At 71.3% G+C, this 20,805-nt stretch carries 20 protein-coding genes; 7 read left to right on the top strand and 13 right to left on the bottom strand.

The features are described 5' to 3' along the window. Positions 1-75: 75 nt before the first annotated feature. Complete coding sequence (locus ACLJQZ_RS38165; protein WP_410625356.1) at positions 76-981, bottom strand: MerR family transcriptional regulator; 906 nt, start codon at positions 979-981, stop codon at positions 76-78. A 230-nt stretch (positions 982-1,211) separates the two neighbouring features. Between ACLJQZ_RS38165 and ACLJQZ_RS38170 the strand changes: the two genes are divergently transcribed. Beyond that, on the top strand, positions 1,212-1,532 hold the full coding sequence (locus ACLJQZ_RS38170; RefSeq protein ID WP_305879369.1) for a WhiB family transcriptional regulator: 321 nt from the start codon (positions 1,212-1,214) through the stop codon (positions 1,530-1,532). A 199-nt stretch (positions 1,533-1,731) separates the two neighbouring features. On the opposite strand, the gene groL is transcribed toward ACLJQZ_RS38170, so the two are convergent. Continuing rightward, positions 1,732-3,345 (bottom strand): chaperonin GroEL, encoded by a 1,614-nt coding sequence (gene groL / locus ACLJQZ_RS38175; RefSeq protein ID WP_410625302.1) that lies wholly within the window; start codon positions 3,343-3,345, stop codon positions 1,732-1,734. Positions 3,346-3,442: 97 nt separating this feature from the next. After that, complete coding sequence (groES, locus tag ACLJQZ_RS38180; RefSeq protein ID WP_007031106.1) at positions 3,443-3,736, bottom strand: co-chaperone GroES; 294 nt, start codon at positions 3,734-3,736, stop codon at positions 3,443-3,445. Positions 3,737-3,986: 250 nt separating this feature from the next. On the opposite strand from groES, the gene ACLJQZ_RS38185 reads away from it, so the two are divergent. Continuing rightward, on the top strand, positions 3,987-5,873 hold the full coding sequence (locus ACLJQZ_RS38185; RefSeq protein ID WP_410625304.1) for an N-acetylmuramoyl-L-alanine amidase: 1,887 nt from the start codon (positions 3,987-3,989) through the stop codon (positions 5,871-5,873). A 61-nt stretch (positions 5,874-5,934) separates the two neighbouring features. Here the strand turns inward: ACLJQZ_RS38185 and ACLJQZ_RS38190 are convergent, their stop codons facing one another. Continuing rightward, positions 5,935-7,311, bottom strand: coding sequence for a glycosyltransferase family 2 protein (locus tag ACLJQZ_RS38190; protein ID WP_410625306.1), 1,377 nt, complete (start codon positions 7,309-7,311; stop codon positions 5,935-5,937). Then, the gene (gene xrtP, locus ACLJQZ_RS38195; RefSeq protein ID WP_410625358.1) at positions 7,308-7,817 is read right to left on the bottom strand and encodes an exosortase P; all 510 of its coding nucleotides are present in this window, start codon (positions 7,815-7,817) and stop codon (positions 7,308-7,310) included. Before xrtP ends, ACLJQZ_RS38190 begins: the two co-directional genes overlap by 4 nt. A 367-nt stretch (positions 7,818-8,184) precedes the next feature. Between xrtP and ACLJQZ_RS38200 the strand changes: the two genes are divergently transcribed. From ACLJQZ_RS38200 to wecB, 3 genes are all read left to right on the top strand, one after another. Further along, positions 8,185-8,949, top strand: a complete 765-nt coding sequence (locus tag ACLJQZ_RS38200; protein WP_410625308.1) for a choice-of-anchor P family protein — start codon at positions 8,185-8,187, stop codon at positions 8,947-8,949. 11 nt (positions 8,950-8,960) lie between these two features. Next, the gene (locus ACLJQZ_RS38205; RefSeq protein ID WP_155548917.1) at positions 8,961-9,143 is read left to right on the top strand and encodes an LPXTG cell wall anchor domain-containing protein; all 183 of its coding nucleotides are present in this window, start codon (positions 8,961-8,963) and stop codon (positions 9,141-9,143) included. Between the two features lie 95 nt (positions 9,144-9,238). Beyond that, positions 9,239-10,390 (top strand): non-hydrolyzing UDP-N-acetylglucosamine 2-epimerase, encoded by a 1,152-nt coding sequence (gene wecB / locus ACLJQZ_RS38210; protein WP_410625360.1) that lies wholly within the window; start codon positions 9,239-9,241, stop codon positions 10,388-10,390. 58 nt (positions 10,391-10,448) lie between these two features. On the opposite strand, the gene tsaD is transcribed toward wecB, so the two are convergent. Genes tsaD through tsaB form a run of 3 tightly spaced genes read right to left on the bottom strand, consistent with a single transcriptional unit; the run spans position 10,449 to position 12,636 of the window. After that, positions 10,449-11,495, bottom strand: coding sequence for a tRNA (adenosine(37)-N6)-threonylcarbamoyltransferase complex transferase subunit TsaD (gene tsaD, locus ACLJQZ_RS38215; protein ID WP_410625310.1), 1,047 nt, complete (start codon positions 11,493-11,495; stop codon positions 10,449-10,451). After that, positions 11,495-11,974 carry a ribosomal protein S18-alanine N-acetyltransferase gene (rimI, locus tag ACLJQZ_RS38220; RefSeq protein ID WP_410625312.1) on the bottom strand — a complete coding sequence of 160 codons (480 nt, stop codon included), beginning with the start codon at positions 11,972-11,974 and terminating at the stop codon, positions 11,495-11,497. Before rimI ends, tsaD begins: the two co-directional genes overlap by 1 nt. Continuing rightward, the gene (tsaB, locus tag ACLJQZ_RS38225) at positions 11,971-12,636 is read right to left on the bottom strand and encodes a tRNA (adenosine(37)-N6)-threonylcarbamoyltransferase complex dimerization subunit type 1 TsaB (RefSeq protein WP_410625313.1); all 666 of its coding nucleotides are present in this window, start codon (positions 12,634-12,636) and stop codon (positions 11,971-11,973) included. Before tsaB ends, rimI begins: the two co-directional genes overlap by 4 nt. Positions 12,637-12,885: 249 nt before the next feature. On the opposite strand from tsaB, the gene ACLJQZ_RS38230 reads away from it, so the two are divergent. Then, positions 12,886-14,310 (top strand): acyl-CoA synthetase, encoded by a 1,425-nt coding sequence (locus ACLJQZ_RS38230; RefSeq protein WP_410625315.1) that lies wholly within the window; start codon positions 12,886-12,888, stop codon positions 14,308-14,310. Then, positions 14,303-15,631: a carboxyl transferase domain-containing protein gene (locus tag ACLJQZ_RS38235; protein ID WP_410625317.1), complete on the top strand. Its 1,329-nt coding sequence runs from the start codon at positions 14,303-14,305 to the stop codon at positions 15,629-15,631. The genes ACLJQZ_RS38230 and ACLJQZ_RS38235 overlap by 8 nt, the downstream gene beginning before the upstream one ends. A gap of 68 nt (positions 15,632-15,699) precedes the next feature. On the opposite strand, the gene ACLJQZ_RS38240 is transcribed toward ACLJQZ_RS38235, so the two are convergent. The 5 genes from ACLJQZ_RS38240 to ACLJQZ_RS38260 all read right to left on the bottom strand — a co-directional run bounded on the left by ACLJQZ_RS38240 (position 15,700) and on the right by ACLJQZ_RS38260 (position 20,805). Next, complete coding sequence (locus ACLJQZ_RS38240) at positions 15,700-16,899, bottom strand: IS30 family transposase (RefSeq protein ID WP_410625362.1); 1,200 nt, start codon at positions 16,897-16,899, stop codon at positions 15,700-15,702. A 114-nt stretch (positions 16,900-17,013) separates the two neighbouring features. Beyond that, on the bottom strand, positions 17,014-17,475 hold the full coding sequence (gene tsaE, locus ACLJQZ_RS38245) for a tRNA (adenosine(37)-N6)-threonylcarbamoyltransferase complex ATPase subunit type 1 TsaE (protein WP_410625319.1): 462 nt from the start codon (positions 17,473-17,475) through the stop codon (positions 17,014-17,016). Beyond that, positions 17,472-18,572, bottom strand: a complete 1,101-nt coding sequence (locus ACLJQZ_RS38250; protein ID WP_410625321.1) for an alpha/beta fold hydrolase — start codon at positions 18,570-18,572, stop codon at positions 17,472-17,474. Before ACLJQZ_RS38250 ends, tsaE begins: the two co-directional genes overlap by 4 nt. After that, the gene (gene alr / locus ACLJQZ_RS38255) at positions 18,569-19,684 is read right to left on the bottom strand and encodes an alanine racemase (RefSeq protein WP_410625323.1); all 1,116 of its coding nucleotides are present in this window, start codon (positions 19,682-19,684) and stop codon (positions 18,569-18,571) included. The genes ACLJQZ_RS38250 and alr overlap by 4 nt, the downstream gene beginning before the upstream one ends. 29 nt (positions 19,685-19,713) lie before the next feature. Continuing rightward, positions 19,714-20,805, bottom strand: a complete 1,092-nt coding sequence (locus ACLJQZ_RS38260) for an ABC transporter ATP-binding protein (protein WP_247060595.1) — start codon at positions 20,803-20,805, stop codon at positions 19,714-19,716.

The following is a 20,805-nucleotide window of genomic DNA, read 5'->3' on the forward strand; positions in this document are numbered from 1 at the left end:
GAAGCGGGCGCGGGGGTCGTGAGGGGCACCCTCAGGGACCTGAGCGCCCTGAAGGTGCCCTTCACGGCGTTCCGGCTAGTGGTGGACCCCGACCAGGACGTGCTCGATGCGGTCCGCCGCGCCCTGCAGGTCCGGGAGGTGCTCCACCTTGTCCGGCAGCCCGGACGGGTCCCAGCCCGGGCCGCAGGCGAACAGCCTGCTCCGCTGGCGGCCGCGGGACACCCGGGCGAACAGGCGGGTGTCCGCCATCCCGTGGCGGTGGGCCCACAGCACCACCGCCGCCGGCGCGCTGCGGCGGACCGCCACCGCCAGGACGTCCGCGGGCAGCGGGACCCCGAACAGCTGGGCGCCGATCCGCCGGCCGGCCAGTGACGCCGCGAGCGCGTACATCGGCATCGTGTCGCGCTCCTCCGGGACGCAGCCGAGCAGCACCGGGCGGGTGTTGCGCGGCTCGTCGAGCACCGGGGTGGCGCGGATCAGGGCGGCGTACACGCACTCGGCGAGCAGGTACTCGACCTCGGCGCCCGCGCTGGCCCCGCGCCAGCGGGCCCGCAGCGCCGACAGGACCGGTTCGAGGACGCCCGTCCAGGCGGGCAGCACCCCCAGCTCGGCGACGGTGTCGGCGAGCATGCGCTGCACGGCGTGGACGTCCATGGCGAGCGCGGCGGTGCTCAGCCGGCGCGCGAGGCGGGAGCGGACCTCGTGACCGTCGTCGGCGGTCCCGGCTTCGGGAGGCTCCTCGGGCTCCTCCGGCTGGGGTGAGCCGGAGCGCGGGATCTGCTCGAGGGCGTAGCGCGCGGCCTCCGCCGTCGACGCGCCGCTGAGGAGGGCCCGCTGCATCAGTTCGAGCCGGCCGATGTCGGAGGTGCCGTAGCGGCGGTGACGGCCGTCCGTGTGGCGGCTGGGGCCCAGTCCGTAGCGCCGGTCCCAGGTTCGGAGGGTGGACGGCGCGACCCCGAGCCTGCGGGCGACCGAGGCCACCGGCAGGGTGGGTTCTTCGGTACCCGACCCAGCTCCCACGAGCCTCAATATCCAGGCACTCACCGAGGTCGGCAACCGGAGGCGAACCCCCCGCTCACACATCCGGGGGATGCCTAACGGCTGAATCGAACCGAATCACTTGAACAACTATTGGCGCGCTTCTAACGTTACCGCCGTTGCACCGAATGGAGTATCGGCACTACAGCAGAGCAGCTAGCGGCATCGACCGAATGACGGAGGCGGTCAGGATGGCAGACACGCGCAGGCTCCCAGGACCCAACGCCGACATGTGGGACTGGCAGCTGGAAGGGTCGTGCCGGGGGATGGACAGCGCGTCCTTCTTTCACCCGGACGGCGAGCGCGGCCCGGCGCGGGCACGGCGGGAGGCCAGGGCGAAAGCCGTGTGCCTGAGCTGTCCCGTTTTGGAGATGTGCCGCAGCCACGCGCTGGCGGTGCACGAGCCCTACGGCATCTGGGGCGGGCTCTCGGAGTCCGAACGCGAACACTTGATCAAGGCCGACAAGCGCACGCTCAGCATGTCGGGCGGCTGACGGCCCACGAACATCGGAGGGCGGCGCCGGGTGGGGTGGCCGCCCTCCGTGCTTTCCGGGTGAGTTCTGCCCGGGACGGGACCGGGGCGGCATCCCTCGCGGATGCCGCCCCGTTTTCGCGCGCGGACGCGCCTAGCGGCAACGCGAACAGGGCGGCACCCCCGGAAGGATGCCGCCCCGTTTCGTGCGTCGGACTGCGTCAGTGCGAGTGGCCGTGGCCCGCCGAGGCGGACTCTTCCTCGGCCGGCTTCTCGACGATCGACGACTCCGTCGTCAGCACCAGGCGCGCGATCGAGGCGGCGTTCGCCACCGCGGACCGGGTCACCTTGACCGGGTCGACGATGCCGGCGGCCAGCAGGTCCGTCAGCTCGCCGGTGGCGGCGTTGAAGCCGTGCCCCCAGCTCTGCTCCCGCACCTTGTTCACGATGACCGCGCCCTCGTGGCCCGCGTTGGTCGCGATCCAGAACAGCGGGGCGGACAGCGCGTCACGCACGATGCGGACACCGGTCGCTTCGTCGCCCTCGAGGCCGAGGCCGTCTTCGAGCTCCTTGACCGCGTGCACCAGCGCCGAGCCGCCGCCGGGCAGGATGCCCTCTTCGACAGCCGCCTTAGTCGCCGCCACGGCGTCCTCGATGCGGTGCTTGCGCTCGTTCAGCTCGGTCTCGGTGGCCGCGCCGACCTTGATCACCGCGACACCGCCGCCCAGCTTCGCGAGCCGTTCCTGCAGCTTCTCGCGGTCCCAGTCGGAGTCGGTGGTCTCGATCTCCTTGCGGATCTGCGCGATCCGGCCCTGGATGGCGTCCTTGGCCCCGCCGCCGTCGACGATCGTGGTGTCGTCCTTGGTGACGACGATCCGGCGGGCCTTGCCCAGCGAACCGAGGTCGGTCTCGGACAGCTTCTGGCCGATCTCCGCGGAGACGACCTCACCACCGGTGACGAACGCGAGGTCGTCCAGGAACGCCTTGCGACGGTCACCGAAGAACGGCGCCTTGACGGCGACCGCGGTGATCGTCTTGCGCAGCGAGTTCACCACGAGGGTGGACAGCGCTTCGCCGTCGACGTCCTCGGCGATGATCAGCAGCGGCTTCTTGGCCTCGACGACCTTCTCGAGCACCGGCAGCAGCTCCGCCAGCGACGAGACCTTCTCGCGGACGAGCAGGATGTAGGCGTCCTCGAGGATCGCCTTCTGCTCCTCCGGGTTGGTCGCGAAGTGCGCCGAGAGGAAGCCCTTGTCGAACTGGACGCCCTCGGTGATCACCAGCTCGGTCGCCAGGGTCGACGACTCCTCGATGGTGATGACGCCGTCTTCGCCGACCTTCTCGACGGCTTCGCCGAGCAGGGCGCCGATGTTCGCGTCACGCGAGGTGACGGTGCCGACCTGCGCGATGCTCTCGCGGCCCTTGACCGGGGTCGCCTTGCTCTTGAGGACCTCGATGACCTTCGCCGCGGCGGCTTCGATGCCACGGCCGATCGAGGTCGGGTTCGCGCCGGCCGCGACGTTGCGCAGGCCGACCTTCACCAGCGACTGCGCGAGCACTGTCGCGGTCGTGGTGCCGTCGCCGGCGACGTCGTTGGTCTTGGTGGCCACGCTCTTGGCGAGCTGGGCGCCGAGGTTCTCGAACGGGTCGTCGAGCTCGATCTCACGGGCGACGGTCACGCCGTCGAGGGTGATGGTCGGGCCGCCGAACTTCTTGTCGAGCACGACGTGGCGACCGCGCGGGCCGAGGGTGACCTTGACCGTGTCGGCGAGCTTGTTCACCCCGCGCTCCAAGGCGCGACGAGCGTCCTCGTCGAATCTGATCTGCTTGGGCATAGCGTGTTCCGCTTACCTTTCGGTGGGTCTTGAACGCACGAACGCCCCGTCCCCCGGCTTGTGCGGGGCCCGGGGCGTCATGCGCTGCGAGCGGACGTCAGTTGATGACGGCCAGCACGTCGCGGGCGGACAGGATCAGGTAGTCCTCACCGTTGTACTTGACCTCGGTGCCGCCGTACTTCGAGTAGATGACGACGTCGCCGACGGAAACGTCGAGCGGGACGCGGTTGCCCTTGTCGTCGATCCGGCCCGGGCCCACGGCCAGAACCTTGCCCTCCTGGGGCTTCTCCTTGGCGGTGTCGGGGATGACGAGACCGGAAGCGGTCGTCTCCTCGGCCTCACTCGTCTGGACAACGATCTTGTCCTCGAGCGGCTTGATGTTCACGCTCACCGGGTTGACCTCCACGGTCGTCGAAAGCGTTGGCAGGTTGTGGTTACGGCTCTACCACCCCCGCCGTCGCGGGTGCCGGGGCTGTCGGGCCGTGCGATTAGCACTCTAGCCACGGGAGTGCCAGCCGTGCAACCAGGGTCCTCCCGAAGGCCGGCGCCCCTCACTCTTCGGCAGGTCGGCGACGGCTCTTACCCCCGGCGTGAGTTTCTGGTTAGGTTCTCACCGTCTGGCACCTGAACCCTGGGGGTTTATGCCCATGTCGTTTCGTTCGCTCTCCAGAACGGCGGCGCTGGCCGCTGCCGTCGCCCTGCTCGGTGGGCTCGCCACCGCGCCCGCCCATGCCGCGACCACCGATCAGCGACAGCGGGACTTCGCCGCCGCGGCTGCCGAGTTCGGGGTTCCGCTCGACGTCCTGCTCGGCGTCTCCTACCTGGAGTCCCGGTGGGACTTCAACGCCGGGACGCCCAGCACCGCCGCCGGGTACGGGCCCATGCACCTCACCGACCTGCGGGAAGCCGGGGTCGCCAGTAGTCATCACGACGTCGGCAGCGAGGACCCGCGCGGTGATGACGCGCGGCCCGCGTTGCACCCGGCCGCGGGGCCCGACGTGCCGCCGCAAGCCGGGCTGCAGACCGTCGACGAGGCCGCTCAGCTGCTCAAGACCGACACGAAGACTCTGCGTACCGACACCACGCAGAACATCCGGGGTGGCGCCGCACTGCTCGCCGAGTACCACCTCGGCCAGACCGACTGGTACGACGCCGTCGCGCGCTACAGCGGCTCGACCGGCGACGCCGCGCAGACGTTCGCCGACGAGGTCTTCGAGACGATCAAGAGCGGCGTGAGCCGCACCACCGACGACGGCCAGCAGGTCACCCTCGCCGCCACGCCGGGCCTCGCGCTGCCGAAGCACGCCGAGGCCGCGGCGAACCCGGCGAACGTCGAGTGCCCGCGGACCGTCACCTGCGAGTCCGTCCCGGCTCCCTACCAGGAGCTGCCGAACGACGACTACGGCAACCACGACCTGGCCGACCGGCCGGTGAGCCAGAAGATCGACCACATCGTCATCCACGACACCGAGGGCTACTGGGACAGCGTCCTCAAGCTCGCCCAGGACCCGACGTACGTCAGCTGGAACTACACCGTCCGCTCAGCCGACGGCCTGATCGCGCAGCACGTCCCGACCAAGGACGTCGCCTGGCACGCGGGCAACTGGTACATCAACGCGAAGTCGATCGGTATCGAGCACGAGGGCTTCGCCGCGAAGGGCACCTGGTACACCGAGGCGATGTACCGCTCGAGCGCGAAGCTCGTCGGCTACCTCGCGCGCAAGTACGACATCCCGCTCGACCGCGCGCACATCATCGGCCACGACAACGTGCCGGGCACGGTCCCGTCGACGATCGCGGGCATGCACTGGGACCCGGGCCCCTACTGGGACTGGTCGCACTACTTCGACCTGCTGGGCGCGCCGCTCGGCGGGTTCGGCCTGCCCGGCTCGTCGCTGGTCACCATCGACCCGGACTTCGCGACGAACCAGCCGCTCTTCACCGGCTGCGACACCGCCGGAACACCTTGCGCGCCAAGGGGTTCCGAGGCCGTCGTGCTGTACTCGCAGCCCAGTGACACCTCGCCGCTGCTGGTCGACATCGGCCTGCACCCGGCGGGCGGACCGGCCACCACGGACGTCTCCGACGTCGGCAGCCGCGCCGCCACCGGGCAGCGGTTCGCCGTCGCCGGGACCAGCGGCGACTGGACGGCGATCTGGTACCTCGGCCAGAAGGGCTGGTTCCACAACCCGCACAACGCGCGGGTCGCGAAGCCCGCGATCGGGCTCGTGGTGACGCCGAAGCCGGGGCTGGCGACGATTCCGGTGTACGGGCGCGCCTACCCCGAACCCGAGGCCTATCCGGCGAACCTCACGCCGCAGGCCATCACGCCGCTGCCGTACACGCTGGCCGCCGGGCAGAAGTACTCGTCGGCCGGGGTGGTCGGGTCGGAGTACTACTCGGCGACCACGTTCGACGTGGCCGACCACGTGGTCGTGAAGGGCAAGCTCAAGTACGTCCAGATCCAGTTCGGGCACCGGATCGCGTTCGTCAAGGCGGACGACGTCCGGTTCCTGCCGGCGTTCTAGCCCAAAGCCGTGAAGGCCTCCTTACCGGCGCTAAGAGCCGGGAAGGAGGCCTTCACGGCTTTCAGGCGTCGAGCGCGACCTTCGCGCCGGTGGACTGCTCGGTGTTGCGGCGCGTCTTCGCCCAGCCGTTGCGGCCGCGGATCAGCCGGAACAGGGCGCGCCACGACGTCACGTAGAACGTGTAGATGTACGCCGCGTAGGCGAAGCCCAGGCCGATGCCACGCAGGATGTTCTTGCTGCGCAAGCACTTCAGCTGGTAGATCGGGCCCCAGACGAGGAACGGCAGCAGGCCGAACGAGCCGTAGATCGCGAACAGGATCCAGGCGCCGCCGGTGAACCACGTCCACATCTGCGCCGGGTCGCCGGCGGTGCTGAAGATCAGCAGCAGGAACGGGATCGGGTACAGCAGCGAGCCGAGCAGCTGCAGCCACGGCTGCGCGAGGTAGTACATCATCTCCGCCGCGCCGAGCGTGCTGACGTGCGGCGAGTCCCAGATCCGCCGCAGGTACCGCGCGCACTGCATGGTGCCCTGGCCCCAGCGCGTGCGCTGCACCAGGAACCGCCGCAGGCTGTACAGACCTTCTTGCGCCACATGGGAATCCGGGGTGAACCCGGTGCGCCAGCCCGCGGTCAGCAGGTGGACGCCGAGCTCGAAGTCCTCCAGCAGCGAGCCGCGCCACGGCTGCTCGCCGGGGCCGGCGATCGAGTCGAGCGCGGTGAGCCGGGTGAACTGGCCGTTGCCGCCCATCGAGATCGTGCCGGTGAAGCCGCGCGACGTCTGGATCGCCGCGATCGCCGTCCGGAACTCCAGGTCCTGCAGCTGCGCGAGCTTCAGCCCGAACCAGCGGCCGGCCGGGTTGCGCGTCGGCGGCGGGGTTTCGACGTTGCTCATCCACACGTCGAGCTGCACCGCGCCGATCCCCGGGTCGCCGAAGAGGTGGTCCGCCGCGCAGACCTCGAGGCAGTTCGGCGCCGGGCGGCCGTCGGCGTCGACCACCACGACCACGACGTCGTCGCGGTTCGCCTCCGGTCCCATCCAGTCGTTCAGGGCCCGGTAGGCCGCGTTGAGCGCGTCGCCCTTGCCGGTGCGGGCTTCGGGCCGGACGCGTGGCACGAGGTGCAGGTACGGGTCGTAACCGCCGTTGCGCCGCCACAGCATCCGGACGACGCGGGCGGTGCGGTCCTCCGAGTCGTCGTCGACGACCCAGACGTGCGCGTGCCGGAACGTCGTGCGCAGGTAACGGATCGTCTCGCGGATGACGGTCTGCTCGTCGCGGCACGGGACGAAGAAGTGCCACGTGAAGTCCGCCGGGTCGCCGACCGGGCCGGGTTTGCGGCGCAGGTACGGCACCACGATCAGCACGACGTAGACGAGGAACGCCACGCTCATGGTCAGCGCGAACGCCTGGGTGGTCGCCAGCAGGACCTTGACGCTCATGCGTTCTTCTTCCGCGTGGCCAGCCAGACGAACAGGACGAGCGAGACGGCGCCGCCGAACACGCTCACCATCGAGCCGAGCAGCGTGTGCCCCCAGTAGTAGCCCTCGTCCTGGCCGAGCCAGTGGACCAGCCCGACGATCGTGAGAATGCGCAGCTGGTTCACCAGCACGACGACGATCGCGGAAATACCGAGGGAAAAGAAGAGCTGCTTCGCATTCGCGGGGCGGAAGTAGAGCATGGCCATCGTGACAACGATCAGTGGCAGCAAAAGGAATGCCGACGAACACTCCGGCGTCATTCTCAACCCGAATGGAGTAGCGCCACTCAACCCAAAGTAAACAGACTCTCGATCGGGCGCTACATAAACACCCGATGTAGTGATGAAGTTGAGGATCGCGCCCGCGAGCCGCACTTCCAGTTCGCGGTAGAACCGCTCGGCCAGCACCACCACAGCCCCCGCGGACGCCAGCGCCCCCAGCGCTACGACCAGCGGAAACTTCGCCATCCCTGCGTTCGGAGCGCTCGCTACGGCCACGACTTTCCTCTCGGAGACGATTTCTCGTTCAAGCTGCGGACCCCGGGCGAGCGTATGACACGACCGCCCCGCGTTCCACCCGGAGATGGGGTTTAGGCGGCCATTCGGCAGTTTCGGCCGCGAACTTGCTAGGCCGTCCGGGTGACGTCGGATTCGACCTGCGGGATTACTCGAAAGCACTACCCGATCCGGTGATTCGGCGATTTTGGTGTGCTATTCGGGGCCGTCTTGGCGATAGTCGATTCGCGTGCCGAATCGAGGCAAGCCGGATGCATCCGCGCCCGAGTCACGTGAATCCAAACCCCCGAGAAACTCAGCGAATTCGGAGGACCAGTTGATGAAGAGCTCCCTCGTGCGACGCGGCGGACTGCTCGCCGCGGTCGTGGCGAGCGTCGTGCTCGCCGGCGCGGCCCCCGCTTCGGCGGCCCCCGGCGACGGTTCCGCGTACGGCGTCAAAGTCGGCGTGACGCTGCTCGGCCAGCCCGCGGTGAACGTGGGGCCGCTCGCGGTCGCGAACACCGCCGGTCCGACGACGAGCACGGTGGCCGGCGCCACCGCGGCCGGCATCCTGACCGCCGGCGTGATCACCGCCGAGGCCAAGCGCGACGACGAGTCCGGCGCGGTGACGGCCAAGGCGACCACCGCCGACGTCGGCCTGCCGCTGCTCAAGGCCGCGCTCGGCACGGTCGGCGTCAAGACCGTCGAAGCCGTCTGCACCGCCACCCAGGAAGGCGTCAAGGGCAGCAGCACGCTGGCCGACGCGAAGCTCGGCAGCATCGGCGCGGTCGACGCCAACCCGGCGCCGAACACCCAGATCAAGGTGGCCATCGGCCTGGTCAACGTGGCGACGATCATCCTCAACGAGCAGATCCAGAACAAGGACGGCAGCCTCACGGTCAACGCCCTCCACGTGAAGCTGCTCGGCGGGGTCGTCGGCGCCCTCGGCTCCGGTGACGTGATCGTCTCGTCGGCGACCTGCGGCCCGGCCGCGCCGCCGATGCCACTGGCGTCCGGTGCCGGCCTGTGGGTCGGGCTCGGCCTGCTCGGCGCGATCGCGCTGCCGGTCGGGACGCGCATCCTCCGCAACCGCCGCACGGCCTGAGTGAGGCCCGGATGTACAAGATGCCGGGCGCGGGCGTCGGCGTGGCCGGTGGCGGGGTGGGCACCCTCGCCGCCACCGGCGCCGACGTCGGGTGGTGGCTGGCTGTCGGCGTGCTGCTGGTCCTGCTCGGGACCGTCGCGCTGATCGCCGTCCACCGCCGCAACCGCCGTCTCTCCCAGGCGCGGGAGCACTGAAAACCGGGGCCGTCGGCGTGCGCCCCTCGCACGCCGGCGGCCCCGGTCCCAAATTCTCGTGGAAACTGGACGACGTGGAAAAGAGGCACCGCGGGGTGGATGTGATGTTGCTGGCCGGGACCCGCCCGGAAGCGCTCAAGCTCGCGCCGCTGGCGCTGGCCATGGACGCGCACCCGGCGCTCCGGCCGATCCTGGTCCACAGCGGCCAGCACGAGAGCATGGTCGAACAGGCGCTGTTGCCGTTCGGCCTGGTCGCCGACGCGTGGCTGGACGTCCCGCCGCGCGTCACCGGCGGGCAGGCGGAGCTCGTGGCGGGCCTGCTGCCGGCGCTCGACGACGCGCTGCGCCGGATCGCCCCGGCCGCGTTGGTCGTCCAGGGCGACACGACGACGACGCTGGCTGGTGCGCTGGCCGCGTTCTGGCTGGGCATCCCGGTGGTGCACCTGGAGGCCGGGCTGCGCACGCACGACCTCACGGCGCCGTTCCCCGAGGAGGGCGCGCGGCAGATGGTGTCCCGCCTGGCCGCGCTGCACCTGGCGCCGACGCTCGGCGCGGCGGCCGAGCTGCGCGCGGAAGGCGTTGCGCGGCAACGCATCGCGGTCACGGGCAACACGATCGTCGACGCGGTGCTGGAGATCGCGGCGCGCGACCTCCCGGCGCGCGACACGGCGCTGGCGCTGCTGGAGATGGAGATCGCGGAGGCGGGCGAGCGGCTGGTGCTGGTGACGTCGCACCGCCGCGAGTCCTGGGGCGAGCCGCTGGAGCGGACGCTCGCCGCGGTGCAGCTGATCGTCGCCGAGCACCCGGACGTCCAGGTGCTGTTCCCGGCGCATCCGAACCCGCAGGTCAGGGCCCAGGTGGACGAAGCGCTGGGCGGCCTGCCGCGGGTGACGGTGACGGACCCGCTGGAGTACCCGGACCTGGTCCGCGCACTGCGGCTGGCGTCGCTGGTGCTGACGGACTCGGGCGGCATCCAGGAGGAGGCGCCGACGTTCGGCACGCCGGTGCTGGTCCTGCGCGACGTCACCGAGCGCGCCGAGGTCGTCGACGCGGGGTGCGCGTGGCTGGTGGGCACGGACACCGCCCGCATCGCCGACACCGCGGCCCGGCTGCTGCGCGGCGAGCTGCGCACGGCCCAGGTCGGAAACCCTTACGGCGAAGGCAATGCGGCGGTCTTGGCGGTGGCGGCGATCGAGGAGCTGCTGGGCGTCGGGACCCCGGCGCACCGCCATGCCGCGGCTTCGTAGGCCCAGACTCGTCGTGAGTGTTTAGGGCGGTTAGAACCGCCCTAAACACTCACGAGGGCTAGAGCGAGATGACGGTGACCGGGAGGGCCGGGTTCGCGCTGAAGTCCAGGGCCGCCGTCGGGCGCTTGGCCGCCACCACGTGGGCGCCCAGCGCGGCGATCATCGCGCCGTTGTCCGTGCACAGCCGAGGCCGTGGGACGCGCAGCTCGATCCCGGCCGCGGCACAGCGTTCCGCCGCCAGCGACGACAACCGTGAGTTCGCCGCCACGCCGCCGGAGATGACGATCGTGCCGATCCCCTGCTCCTTCGCCGCGCGGATCGCCTTCGCCGTCAGCACGTCCGCGACGGCCTCCTGGAACGACGCCGCGACGTCGTCCACCGGGATCTCCTCGCCGCGCCGCTGAGCGCCTTCGACCCAGCGCGCGACCGACGTCTTCAAGCCGGAGAAGGAGAAGTCGAACTTCGCGTCGCGCGGGCCGGTCATGCCGCGCGGGAACGCGATCGCCGACGGGTTGCCGTTCTTCGCGGCCTTGTCGATCGGCGGGCCACCCGGGTACGGCAGGCCGAGCACGCGCGCGACCTTGTCGTACGCCTCCCCCGCCGCGTCGTCCACAGTGGACCCCAGCTCGGTGATCGACGACGCGATGTCGTCGACGCGCAGCAGCTGCGTGTGCCCGCCGGAGACCAGCAGCGCCAGGCACGGCGCCGGCAACGGCCCGTGCTGCAACGTGTCCACCGCGATGTGCCCGGCCAGGTGGTTGACGCCGTAGAGCGGCACGTCCAGCGCCGTCGCGTACGCCTTCGCCGCGGAGACGCCGACGAGCAGCGCGCCCGCGAGACCCGGCCCCGCCGTCACCGCGATGGCGTCCACATCGGACAGTGAGAGCCCGGCTTTCTCGAACGCGCGCGAAGTCGTCGGGACCATCGCCTCGAGGTGCGCGCGGCTGGCGACCTCGGGCACGACGCCGCCGAAGCGCGCGTGCTGCTCGACGCTCGAGGCGACCTCGTCGGCCAGCAGCTCGACCGTGCCGTCGTCGTGCAGGCGGACCAGGCCGACGCCGGTCTCGTCGCACGAGCTCTCGATGCCCATGATGATGCGCGACATCAGCCCGCCACCTCGTCTCGCGTCCGCGCGGGGCGGACCATCGTGTACGCGTCGGCGCCGGAAGGCTGGTAGTAGCGCTTCCGGATGCCGAGCCGTTCGAAGCCGTGGCGCTTGTACAGCCCGAGCGCGGTCGTGTTGTCCGTGCGGACCTCGAGGAACACCGGCGCCTCGAACTCGTCGGCGCGCTCGAGCAACGCCAGCAACAGCGCTTTGCCGATGCCATGGCCCTGGTGCTCCGGCGCGACGCCGAGGGTGTGCACGGTCGCCTCGTACTCGCCGCGACGCCGGCCGAGGACGGCCAGTCCGGCGTAGCCGAGGAGCTCGTCGCCCTCGTCCGGGCGGGCGGCCAGGTAGAAGTGGCCGATGTCCAGCTCGGAGTGGAACGCGTGGGCGTTCCACGGGTCGTCCCCGGGGAAGAGGATCTTCTCGATCTCGACGCAGCGGGCGATGTCCCTGCGGCGCAGGGGATCGAGTCTCACGGCGCGGTCACCCGTTTCGGCGCCGACGGCTCGGCGGCGTCGGGGCGCCGCAGGTACAACGGCGTCAGCGGCGCGGGCGTCTCCTGCGCGAGCAGGGCGCTCCGAGCGGCCTTGACCAGCCCGGCGGGCGACGGGAAGCGCGGCTCGATCGGCCGGACGTCGAGCACCGCGCCGTAGAGGATCGCGCCGTCGCCGGCCGCGGCCTTGACGTCGGTCTCGAGGTCGGCCGGGCGCTGGACGTCGGGGCCGTGCGTGCGCGCGCCGGACGCGTCGTAGGCCGCCCAGTAGACCTCGCGGCGGCGGGCGTCGGTGAGCACGAGGAACGGCTTCTCACCCGGGGCGACGTCGGCGGCGATCGCGTCGAGACTGCCGACGGGGTACACCGGGATGCCGAGCGCGTGGCCGAACGCGGCCGCGGTGGCCATGCCGGCGCGCAGGCCGGTGAACGGCCCGGGGCCGACGCCGACGACGATCGCGTCGAGGTCCTTGAGGGTGACACCGGCGGCTTCGGCCGCGGCCAGCGCGTGCGGCGTGATCAGCTCGCCGTGGGCGCGCGGGTCCACGGTGACGCGGTCGCCGCGCGTCTCGACCCGGTCGCCGTCCAGTGCGACGACGCCCGCGGTGACCGCCGGGGTCGAGGTATCGATCGCCAGTACCAACACGGTGTCCCAGCCTACGACCAGGCCGAGATGTCGCATTCGCGGGCCCGGATCACCGGTGAAACCGGTCGCTGCGGGGGCCAGATCAGCACGGTACTGTGCCGATCGTTGCCAAACCGACCACAGTCACGGCCGAATGACTTCGTAGCTGCGGTTACGCGCCGCTCGGGGGGTCGGCCTACCTTGGGCCGGTTTAGCAACGCGCGAATCGGGGTTCGCAGGAGCGAGTCCCCCGAGCTGGAGGTCCCCGCGGTGCCCGACCCGTTGTTCCCCGCCCTCACGTCAGCCTCGGGCAACGAAGCCCTCCGATTCGGCGAACAGGCCCTGGCCTACGCCGAGCTCGCCGCCGTCGCCGGCGGTCTCGCCGCCGAGCTGCCCCGCGGCCGCGTCGCCGTGTGGGCGACGCCGACCCTGCACACCAGCGTCGCCGTCGTCGCCGCCCTGCTCGCCGGGGTGCCCGCGGTGCCGCTGAACCCGAAGATCGGCGAGCGCGAGCTGGCGCACATCCTCGCCGACAGCGAGCCACAGCTGGTGCTGGCCGAACCCGGCGTCGAGCTGCCCGCCGGGCTCGCCGGCCTGCCGCGGCGGGACATCCCGCTGACCGGCCCGGCCACGCCGTTGAAGGAAGAACCGGACGCCGAGGCGCCCGCCCTGATCGTCTACACGTCGGGGACCACCGGGCCGCCGAAGGGCGTCGTCCTCCCCCGCCGTTCGATCGCGACCACGCTGGACGCCCTCGAAGACGCCTGGGCGTGGACCGCCGACGACGTCCTGGTGCACGGACTCCCGCTGTTCCACGTGCACGGCCTCATCCTCGGCATCCTCGGCCCGCTGCGCCGCGGCGGCTCGGTCCGCCACCTCGGCCGGTTCTCGACCGACGGCGTCGCGCGCGAGCTGAAGGCCGGCGCGACCATGATGTTCGGCGTCCCGACGATGTACCACCGCATCGCCGGCGAGGTCGGAACCGACAGCGTGCTGGCCAACGCTCTGCGCGGCGCACGGCTGCTCGTCTCGGGGTCGGCGGCGCTGCCGGTGCACGACCACCAGCGGATCACCGCGGCGACCGGCCAGCAGGTCGTCGAGCGCTACGGCATGACCGAGACGCTGATGAACACGAGCGTCCGCGCGGACGGCGAACGCAAGCCCGGCACCGTCGGCGTCCCGCTCGGCGGCGTGGAACTCAGGCTGATCGGCGACGCCGGCGAGGTGCTCGAGGACGTCGAGACCGTCGGCGAGATCCAGGTGCGCGGGCCGAACCTCTTCACCGAGTACCTCAACCGCCCGGACGCCACCGCGGCCGCGCTGGCCGACGGCTGGTTCCGCACCGGCGACATGGCCACACGCGACGCCGACGGGTACGTCAAGATCGTCGGGCGCAAGGCGACCGACCTGATCAAGAGCGGCGGGTACAAGATCGGCGCGGGCGAGATCGAGAACGCGCTGCTGGAGCACCCCGGCGTCGCCGAAGCGGCTGTCACCGGCGAACCGGACGACGACCTCGGCGAGCGGATCGTCGCCTGGGTCGTCCCGGAGGGCGAGCGGCCGTCGGCCGAGGAGCTGGCCGACCACGTCGCCCGGCTGCTCGCGCCGCACAAGCGCCCGCGGGTCGTCCGGTACCTGGATGCCCTGCCGCGCAACGACATGGGCAAGGTCCTGAAGCGAGCGCTCGGTGACTAGGCGGCCGGCGCGCGAGGTCGTCGACACGATTTCGACCGGCTTCGAGGAGTTCACGACGCCGCTGCGCGAGGAGCCCGCCGACGGCCCGATCGACTGGCCGGGCTACCGCGAAGCACGCTCCGCCGCCGAAGAGCGCACCGGCGAGAAGGAGTCGGTCGTCTGCGGGACGGCGAAGATCGGGGACGCCGAGGCCGTCGTGATCGCGTTCGAGTTCGGGTTCCTCGGCGGCTCGCTCGGCCAGCGCACCGGCGACCGGATCGAGGCGGCGTTCGCGCACGCCCGCGACGTCCGGCTGCCGGTGGTCTCGCTGATCGCGACCGGTGGCAGCCGCATGCAGCAGGGGATGCGCGCGCTCATGCAGCTGCAGCGCGTGGCGCGGGCGGCGGCGCGGACGCGCGCGGCGGGCGTCCCGCAGATCGCGGTGCTGCGCGACCCGACGACCGGCGGCGGCTGGGCGACGCTCGGCGCGGGCGCCGACGTCATCCTCGCGCTGCCCGAGGCCCAGGTCGGCTTCGCCGGTTCACGCGTGCGTCCGGCCGGCTCCCCCGAGGCCTACACGGCGGAGGCGAAGCTCGCGTGGGGCCAGGTCGACGCCATCGTCGCGCCCGAGGACCTCGGGCCGGCGTTGGAACGCCGGCTGCGCTTGCTGACGTCCCCGTCGAACGCCGCGGCACCACCGCCCCGGGCGCTGCGCGAGGCGGCGCTGCCGGACACGGGCTGGGACGCGGTCCAGGCCGCGCGGTCCCCACGCCGGGCGCGGGCCGTCGAGTACCTCGACGCGTACTTCGACTGGCGCGAGGACATCAGCGGCGACCGCTGCGGCGGCGTCGACGACGGCGTCCGCTGCGGCTTCGGCTGGCGCAACGGCCGCACGATCGCGTACGCGGCCCAGTGCGGCACGCCGACGCTGCCGTCGGGCTTCCGCACGGCCGCGCGTCTGGTCCGGTTGGCGTCACGGCTGGCGATCCCGGTGCTGACGCTGGTCGACACCCCGGGCGCGGCCAACGACGCGGCGGCGGAACAGGCGGGCGCGGGCGGCGCGATCGCGGACCTGTTCGAGGCGGTCGCGACGGCGTCGGCCCCGGTGACGACGCTGGTGATCGGCGAGGGCGGCTCGGGCGGCGCGCTGGCGTTCGCGGCCCCGGGCTCGACGTGGGTGACCCCGGACGCGTACTTCTCGGTGACCTCACCCGAAGCGGCGGCGGCGATCCTGAAGCGTCCCGCGTCGGAGGTCCCGGAGCTGGCCAACCAGCTCCGCCTACGCCCACAGGACCTGGTGCAGCTGGGCGTGGCCCGCGCGGTGGTCAGCCCCGCCGACTAGCCCGGCGCCTGTCGAAAAGCCGTGAAGGCCTCCTTACCGGCGCTAAGAGCCGCGAAGGAGGGGCGGATTCATGCGGTGGTTGCAACACCTGGTGTTTGTTGATCTGAGAGTAGCTTCGTGAGGGCCTCGGTTGGTGTCCGCCAGCCGAGGGTCTCCCGAGGCCGCCCGTTCAGCTCGTCCGCCACCCGCATCAGATCATCCGCGGTGTGCTGGGACAGGTCGGTGCCTTTGGGAAAGTACTGCCGGAGCAGACCGTTGGTGTTCTCGTTGCTGCCGCGCTGCCAGGGCGAATGCGGATCGCAGAAGTAGATCTGCAACCCCGTGTCCAGGGTGATCTTCCGGTGATGGGCCATTTCTTTGCCCTGATCCCAGGTCAGCGAGCCCAGCAGCAGCGGCGGCAACGTCTGGATCATCTCGGTCATCGCCGTCGCGACCGTGGCCGCGTCCCGCCCGTGGGGCAGGTGCAGCAGCATCACGAACCGGGTCGAGCGTTCCACCAGCGTCCCGATCGCGGACTTGTTGTTCTTGCCCAGGATCAGGTCGCCTTCCCAGTGCCCCGGGACCGCACGGTCGGCGACTTCGGCGGGCCGCTCAGAAATGTTGACCATGTCCTGGATCCGGCCCGACGGTCGTTCCCGCCGGGTTTGGGCTTGGCGTCGTGGCATCCGCAACGCTCGTCCGGTCCGCAGCGCGCTGGTCAGTTCCCGGCGCAGCGCGCCTCGGCTTTGGACGTAGAGGGACTGGTAGATCGTTTCGTGTGACACCCGCATCTCCGGCTGGTCGGGGAAGTCCAGGACCAGTCTCTCGGAGATCTGCCGAGGTGACCATTTGCGGTCCAGTCCGGCCTGCACCACCGCCCGTAGCTTCACGTTCGCGGCCAGTTTGGCTGTCTTTGGTCGTTTCGCGCGTTGCTCGGCGGTGTGCTGGGCGCTGCTGGGCCGGTATGTCCCGGTCAGGCCGGTGTTGCGGGCCAGCTCCCGTGACACTGTCGAGGCCGGCCGGCCGATCGTTCTGCCGATGGCGCGTGGGCCGTGACCTGCGGCTGTCAGGCAGGCGATCTCTTCCCGCTCGGCGATAGTCAGCCGGACCGGGCCAGGTTGGTGGGGTGCGTTGCTGATCACTCCGCCAGCTTGGCGGAACAGTCGCCCGCCTGTGGCGGGGGCGAAGCCGGCCGCTTGCGCGGCCGGCTTCGCCGTCGTCCCGGCCCGGATCTGGTCCCAGAAGTCCAGCTGGACTGATCGTGGTAGCCAGCGGTGAACTCGAGCCATCTGCAATTCCACCTTTCGTTGAGGTGGTGTTGCAACGACCCCATGACTCCGAGAGGCCTTCACGGCTTTTGGCACGGGTCCAGGTCGCCTTCGGCGAGCCGGAAGGCGGGTGCGTCACGAGCGGGCCAGCTCCGGTACTCGGTCGGCCCAGGTGCCGTGGGGTTCCAGGGTGATCTCGCGGACGTCGTCGTCGCGGCGGTCCAGCCGGACCACCAGGTAGTCCGACGACAGCCGTTCCGCCGAGCCCTCGCCCCACTCGACGACGATGGCCGAACGCTCCAGGTCCGTGTCCAGGTCCAGGTCGTCCAGCTGGGACAGGTCGCCGCCCAGGCGGTACGCGTCGACGTGCACCAGCGGCACGCCGGCAGCACCCGCCGGGTGGACGCGGGCCAGCACGAACGTCGGGCTGCTCACCCGGCCGCCGACGCCCAAGCCGTCCGCGATGCCGCGGGTCAGCGTGGTCTTGCCCGCGCCGAGGGGCCCGGCGAGCAGCACCAGGTCACCCGCGCGCAGGGAGCGGCCCAGTGAGCGCCCGAACTCCATCGTGTCTTCGGGCGTGGGAAACACCAACGTCAACGCTGCCACCACCAGTTCCGCCGGGCCGAATCTTCGCCGTCCACACCGGAGCAGCGTTGCAGTAAGTCGATCAGATGGCTGGTCACCAGGTCCGGCTGCTCCAGCAGCACCATGTGCCCGGCGCCGCGGACGCGCACCAGCTCCGCGTCGGGCAGCTCGGACGCGATCCGCTCGGCGTGCGCGAACGGCGTGAACCGGTCCGAATCACCGCCGAGCACCAGCACCTCCGCGGTCTTCAGCCCGGCCAGCGCCGCGTAGCGGTTGTGGCTGCCGAGCGTGTCGACGAAGTTCACGAGCCCGCGCACCGGCGTCACTTCCAGCATCTCGAGCATGAAGTCGACGAGCCGGGGTGCGACGTCGCGGCTGCCGAACGCCAGCCGGCGCACGGCCTGGCGCGTCAGCTGGCCACCGGCCGCGCGGACGAACTCGACCAAGCCCGGCTGCCAGCCGGCGAGACCGCCGGCGGCGCGCGTCAGCGGGTTGTACTTCGAGAGCAGCGAACGCGGCAGCCCGCGCGCCCCGACTTCGCCCGCCGCCGTCGCGATGAAGGCGACGCCGGCCACGCGGTCCGCGAACAGCTGGGGGAACTCCGCGGCCAGCTCCATGATCACCATGCCGCCCATCGAGTGCCCCACCAGCACGATGGGCCCCGTCGGCACCAGCGACCGCAGCACGACGTCGAGGTCGCGGGCCAGCTGCTCGATCGTCGAGTTCTCCGCCGACGCCGCACCGGACAGGCCGTGGCCGCGGTGGTCGTAGTAGACCTGACGCACGCGCGGCAGCCCCAGCTTCGCGAGGTCGCGGCGTTGGAAGTGGAAGCACCGCCGCGAAAGCGCGAAACCGTGCACGCCGACGACGGTCAGTTCGGGCTTGCCGCCGTCTTCCGGGTCGATCTCCTCGACCGAAAGCGGGGTGCCGTCGTCGGCCGCGACCGTGGACGTGCGGTCCGGCTTCAGTTCCCCCAGGGGCTCGTCCACGTACGGGTCCTCACTGTGCCGCCGTTGCTGGGCGGCGACCGCGATGGCGGCCGCGGCAGTCCCGGTGGCCACGGCTCCGACGCCGCCGGCGATGGCCAGCAGTCGACGTGAAGGTGTCACGAGGCCACTCCCAGATACCGGCGGCGCACCCGCGGGCGGTACATCGACGTCACGATCTCGTAGTCGATCGTGCCGAGCTTGTCGGCCCATTCCCGCGCCGTGGGCTCGCCGCGCGTGCCCGGTCCGAACAGGACGATCTCGGCGCCGACGTCCGGCTCGAAGTCACCGCAGTCGACGATCAGCTGGTCCATGCAGACGCGCCCGACGACCGGACGTCGTTGCCCGCCCAGGAGTACGTCCATCCGGCCCGACAGCGACCGCGGCACGCCGTCGGCGTAACCGGCCGGCACCAGGGCCAAGTTCGTGTCGTGCGCCGCGGTCCAGGTCTGCCCGTAGGACACCGACTCCCCGGCCTCGATGCGCTTGACCAGCGCGACGGCGGACCGGAACGTCATGGCCGGGCGCAGGTCCTCGGCCTGCGGCACCGGGTTGAGCCCGTACATCGCGATGCCCGGCCGCACGACGTCGAAGTGCAGGTCCGGCCGGGTCAGCACGGCCGCGGAGTTCGCGAGGTGGCGCAGCGGGTCGAGCCCGGCGTCTCGGGCGACGTCGTACGCGTCGTCGAAGCGCTTCGCCTGGGCGTCGATCGACGGGTGCCCCGGCTCGTCGGCGCACGCGAGGTGGGACCAGATCGCGACGACGTCGACGCGCGGTTCGCCGGCCGCCGCGGAAACCAGCTCGGCCCAGCCGACGGGCGGGCAGCCGTTGCGCGAGAGGCCGGTGTCGATTTTGAGGTGCACGCGAGCCCGGGTACCCGCGGGAACGGCGGCGGCGATGCGACGTAGCTCACCGACCGAGCTGGCGGCGAGGTCGACGTCCGCCTCGACGCCTGCGGCGAAGTCGACCTCGGGCACGTCCAGCCAGCTGAACAGCCGCGTGGTGATCCCGGCGCGGCGCAGGTCGAGGGCCTCGCCGAGCGAGCAGGTACCGAGCCAGCTCGCGCCGGCCTCGACCGCGGCGCGCGCCACCGGCAGCGCGCCGTGGCCGTAGGCGTCGGCCTTCACCACGGCCATCACTTCGGCGCCGGGCGCGCGGGCGCCCAGCAGCGTGAGGTTGTGGCGGATCGCGTCGAGGTCGATGTCGACCTGCGCTCTCGGGAAACTGAGGGTCATGACGACCCCCAGTTTCCCATGACCCGAGGTCAGGACAGGCGCGCCCCGGACGTGGCGGAGAACACGTGCAGCTCGTCGGGACGGATCCGCAGGTGCAGGGTGTCGCCCATGGCCGGCGGCTTGCGCGGGTCGACCCGGGCCACGACGTTGGACTTGGTGCCCTCGGCGTCGGTCTCGGCAAGCTTGCCGTAGACGTAGGCGTCCGAACCGAGCTCCTCGACCAGTTCCACCTTGATCGGCACGGTGCCGTCCTCGGTGGCCGACACCTCGAGCGACTCCGGCCGGAAGCCCAGCGTCACGGTGTCGCCCTCGGCGGCGGCGATGATCTCGCGGGTCAACGGCACGCGCGCGCCGCCCACCTCGGCGCCGTCGGTGGTGAGCTTCGCGGTGACGAGGTTCATCGCGGGCGAGCCGATGAAGCCGGCGACGAACGCATTCGCGGGCTTGTCGTAGAGCGCGCGCGGGGTGTCGCACTGCTGCAGCAGGCCGTCCGACAGCACGGCGACGCGGTCACCCATCGTCATGGCCTCGACCTGGTCGTGCGTGACGTACACGGTCGTGACGCCGAGGCGGCGCTGGAGCGCGGCGATCTGCGTACGGGTCGACACACGCAGCTTCGCGTCGAGGTTCGACAGCGGCTCGTCCATCAGGAAGACCTGCGGCTCACGCACGATCGCGCGGCCCATGGCGACGCGCTGGCGCTGACCACCGGAGAGCGCCTTCGGCTTGCGGTCGAGGTAGTCCTCGATGTCGAGCAGCTTGGCCGCGTCGAGCACCTTCTGCTTGATCTCGGACGCGGGGCGCCCGGCGATCTTCAGCGCGAAGCCCATGTTCTGCCCGACGGTCATGTGCGGGTAGAGCGCGTAGTTCTGGAACACCATCGCGATGTCACGCGAGCGCGGCGGCAGCTGCGTGACGTCGCGGTCGCCGATCCAGACGGCGCCGTCGTCGATGTCCTCGAGGCCGGCGAGCATGCGCAGGCTGGTCGACTTGCCGCAGCCGGACGGGCCGACCAGCACCAGGAACTCGCCGTCGGCGATCTCCAGGTCCAGTGCGTCGACGGCCGGGCGGTCGCTGCCGGTGTAACGCCGGGTCGCCTTGTCGTAGGTGATGGAAGCCAT

This window comes from Amycolatopsis sp. cmx-8-4 (assembly GCF_046548675.1).
Lineage (GTDB): Bacteria > Actinomycetota > Actinomycetes > Mycobacteriales > Pseudonocardiaceae > Amycolatopsis.

What these genes read in the sequence shown, in the direction of transcription:
- ACLJQZ_RS38170 (WP_305879369.1), top strand. Translation starts at nt 1,212, where the DNA reads ATGACGGAGGCGGTCAGGATGGCAGACACGCGCAGGCTCCCAGGACCC.
- ACLJQZ_RS38185 (WP_410625304.1), top strand. Translation starts at nt 3,987, where the DNA reads ATGCCCATGTCGTTTCGTTCGCTCTCCAGAACGGCGGCGCTGGCCGCT.
- alr (WP_410625323.1), bottom strand. Translation starts at nt 19,684, where the DNA reads ATGACCCTCAGTTTCCCGAGAGCGCAGGTCGACATCGACCTCGACGCG.
- ACLJQZ_RS38240 (WP_410625362.1), bottom strand. Translation starts at nt 16,899, where the DNA reads ATGGCTCGAGTTCACCGCTGGCTACCACGATCAGTCCAGCTGGACTTC.
- ACLJQZ_RS38260 (WP_247060595.1), bottom strand. Translation starts at nt 20,805, where the DNA reads ATGGCTTCCATCACCTACGACAAGGCGACCCGGCGTTACACCGGCAGC.
- ACLJQZ_RS38190 (WP_410625306.1), bottom strand. Translation starts at nt 7,311, where the DNA reads ATGAGCGTCAAGGTCCTGCTGGCGACCACCCAGGCGTTCGCGCTGACC.
- ACLJQZ_RS38205 (WP_155548917.1), top strand. Translation starts at nt 8,961, where the DNA reads ATGTACAAGATGCCGGGCGCGGGCGTCGGCGTGGCCGGTGGCGGGGTG.
- groL (WP_410625302.1), bottom strand. Translation starts at nt 3,345, where the DNA reads ATGCCCAAGCAGATCAGATTCGACGAGGACGCTCGTCGCGCCTTGGAG.
- xrtP (WP_410625358.1), bottom strand. Translation starts at nt 7,817, where the DNA reads ATGGCGAAGTTTCCGCTGGTCGTAGCGCTGGGGGCGCTGGCGTCCGCG.
- ACLJQZ_RS38200 (WP_410625308.1), top strand. Translation starts at nt 8,185, where the DNA reads ATGAAGAGCTCCCTCGTGCGACGCGGCGGACTGCTCGCCGCGGTCGTG.
- tsaD (WP_410625310.1), bottom strand. Translation starts at nt 11,495, where the DNA reads ATGTCGCGCATCATCATGGGCATCGAGAGCTCGTGCGACGAGACCGGC.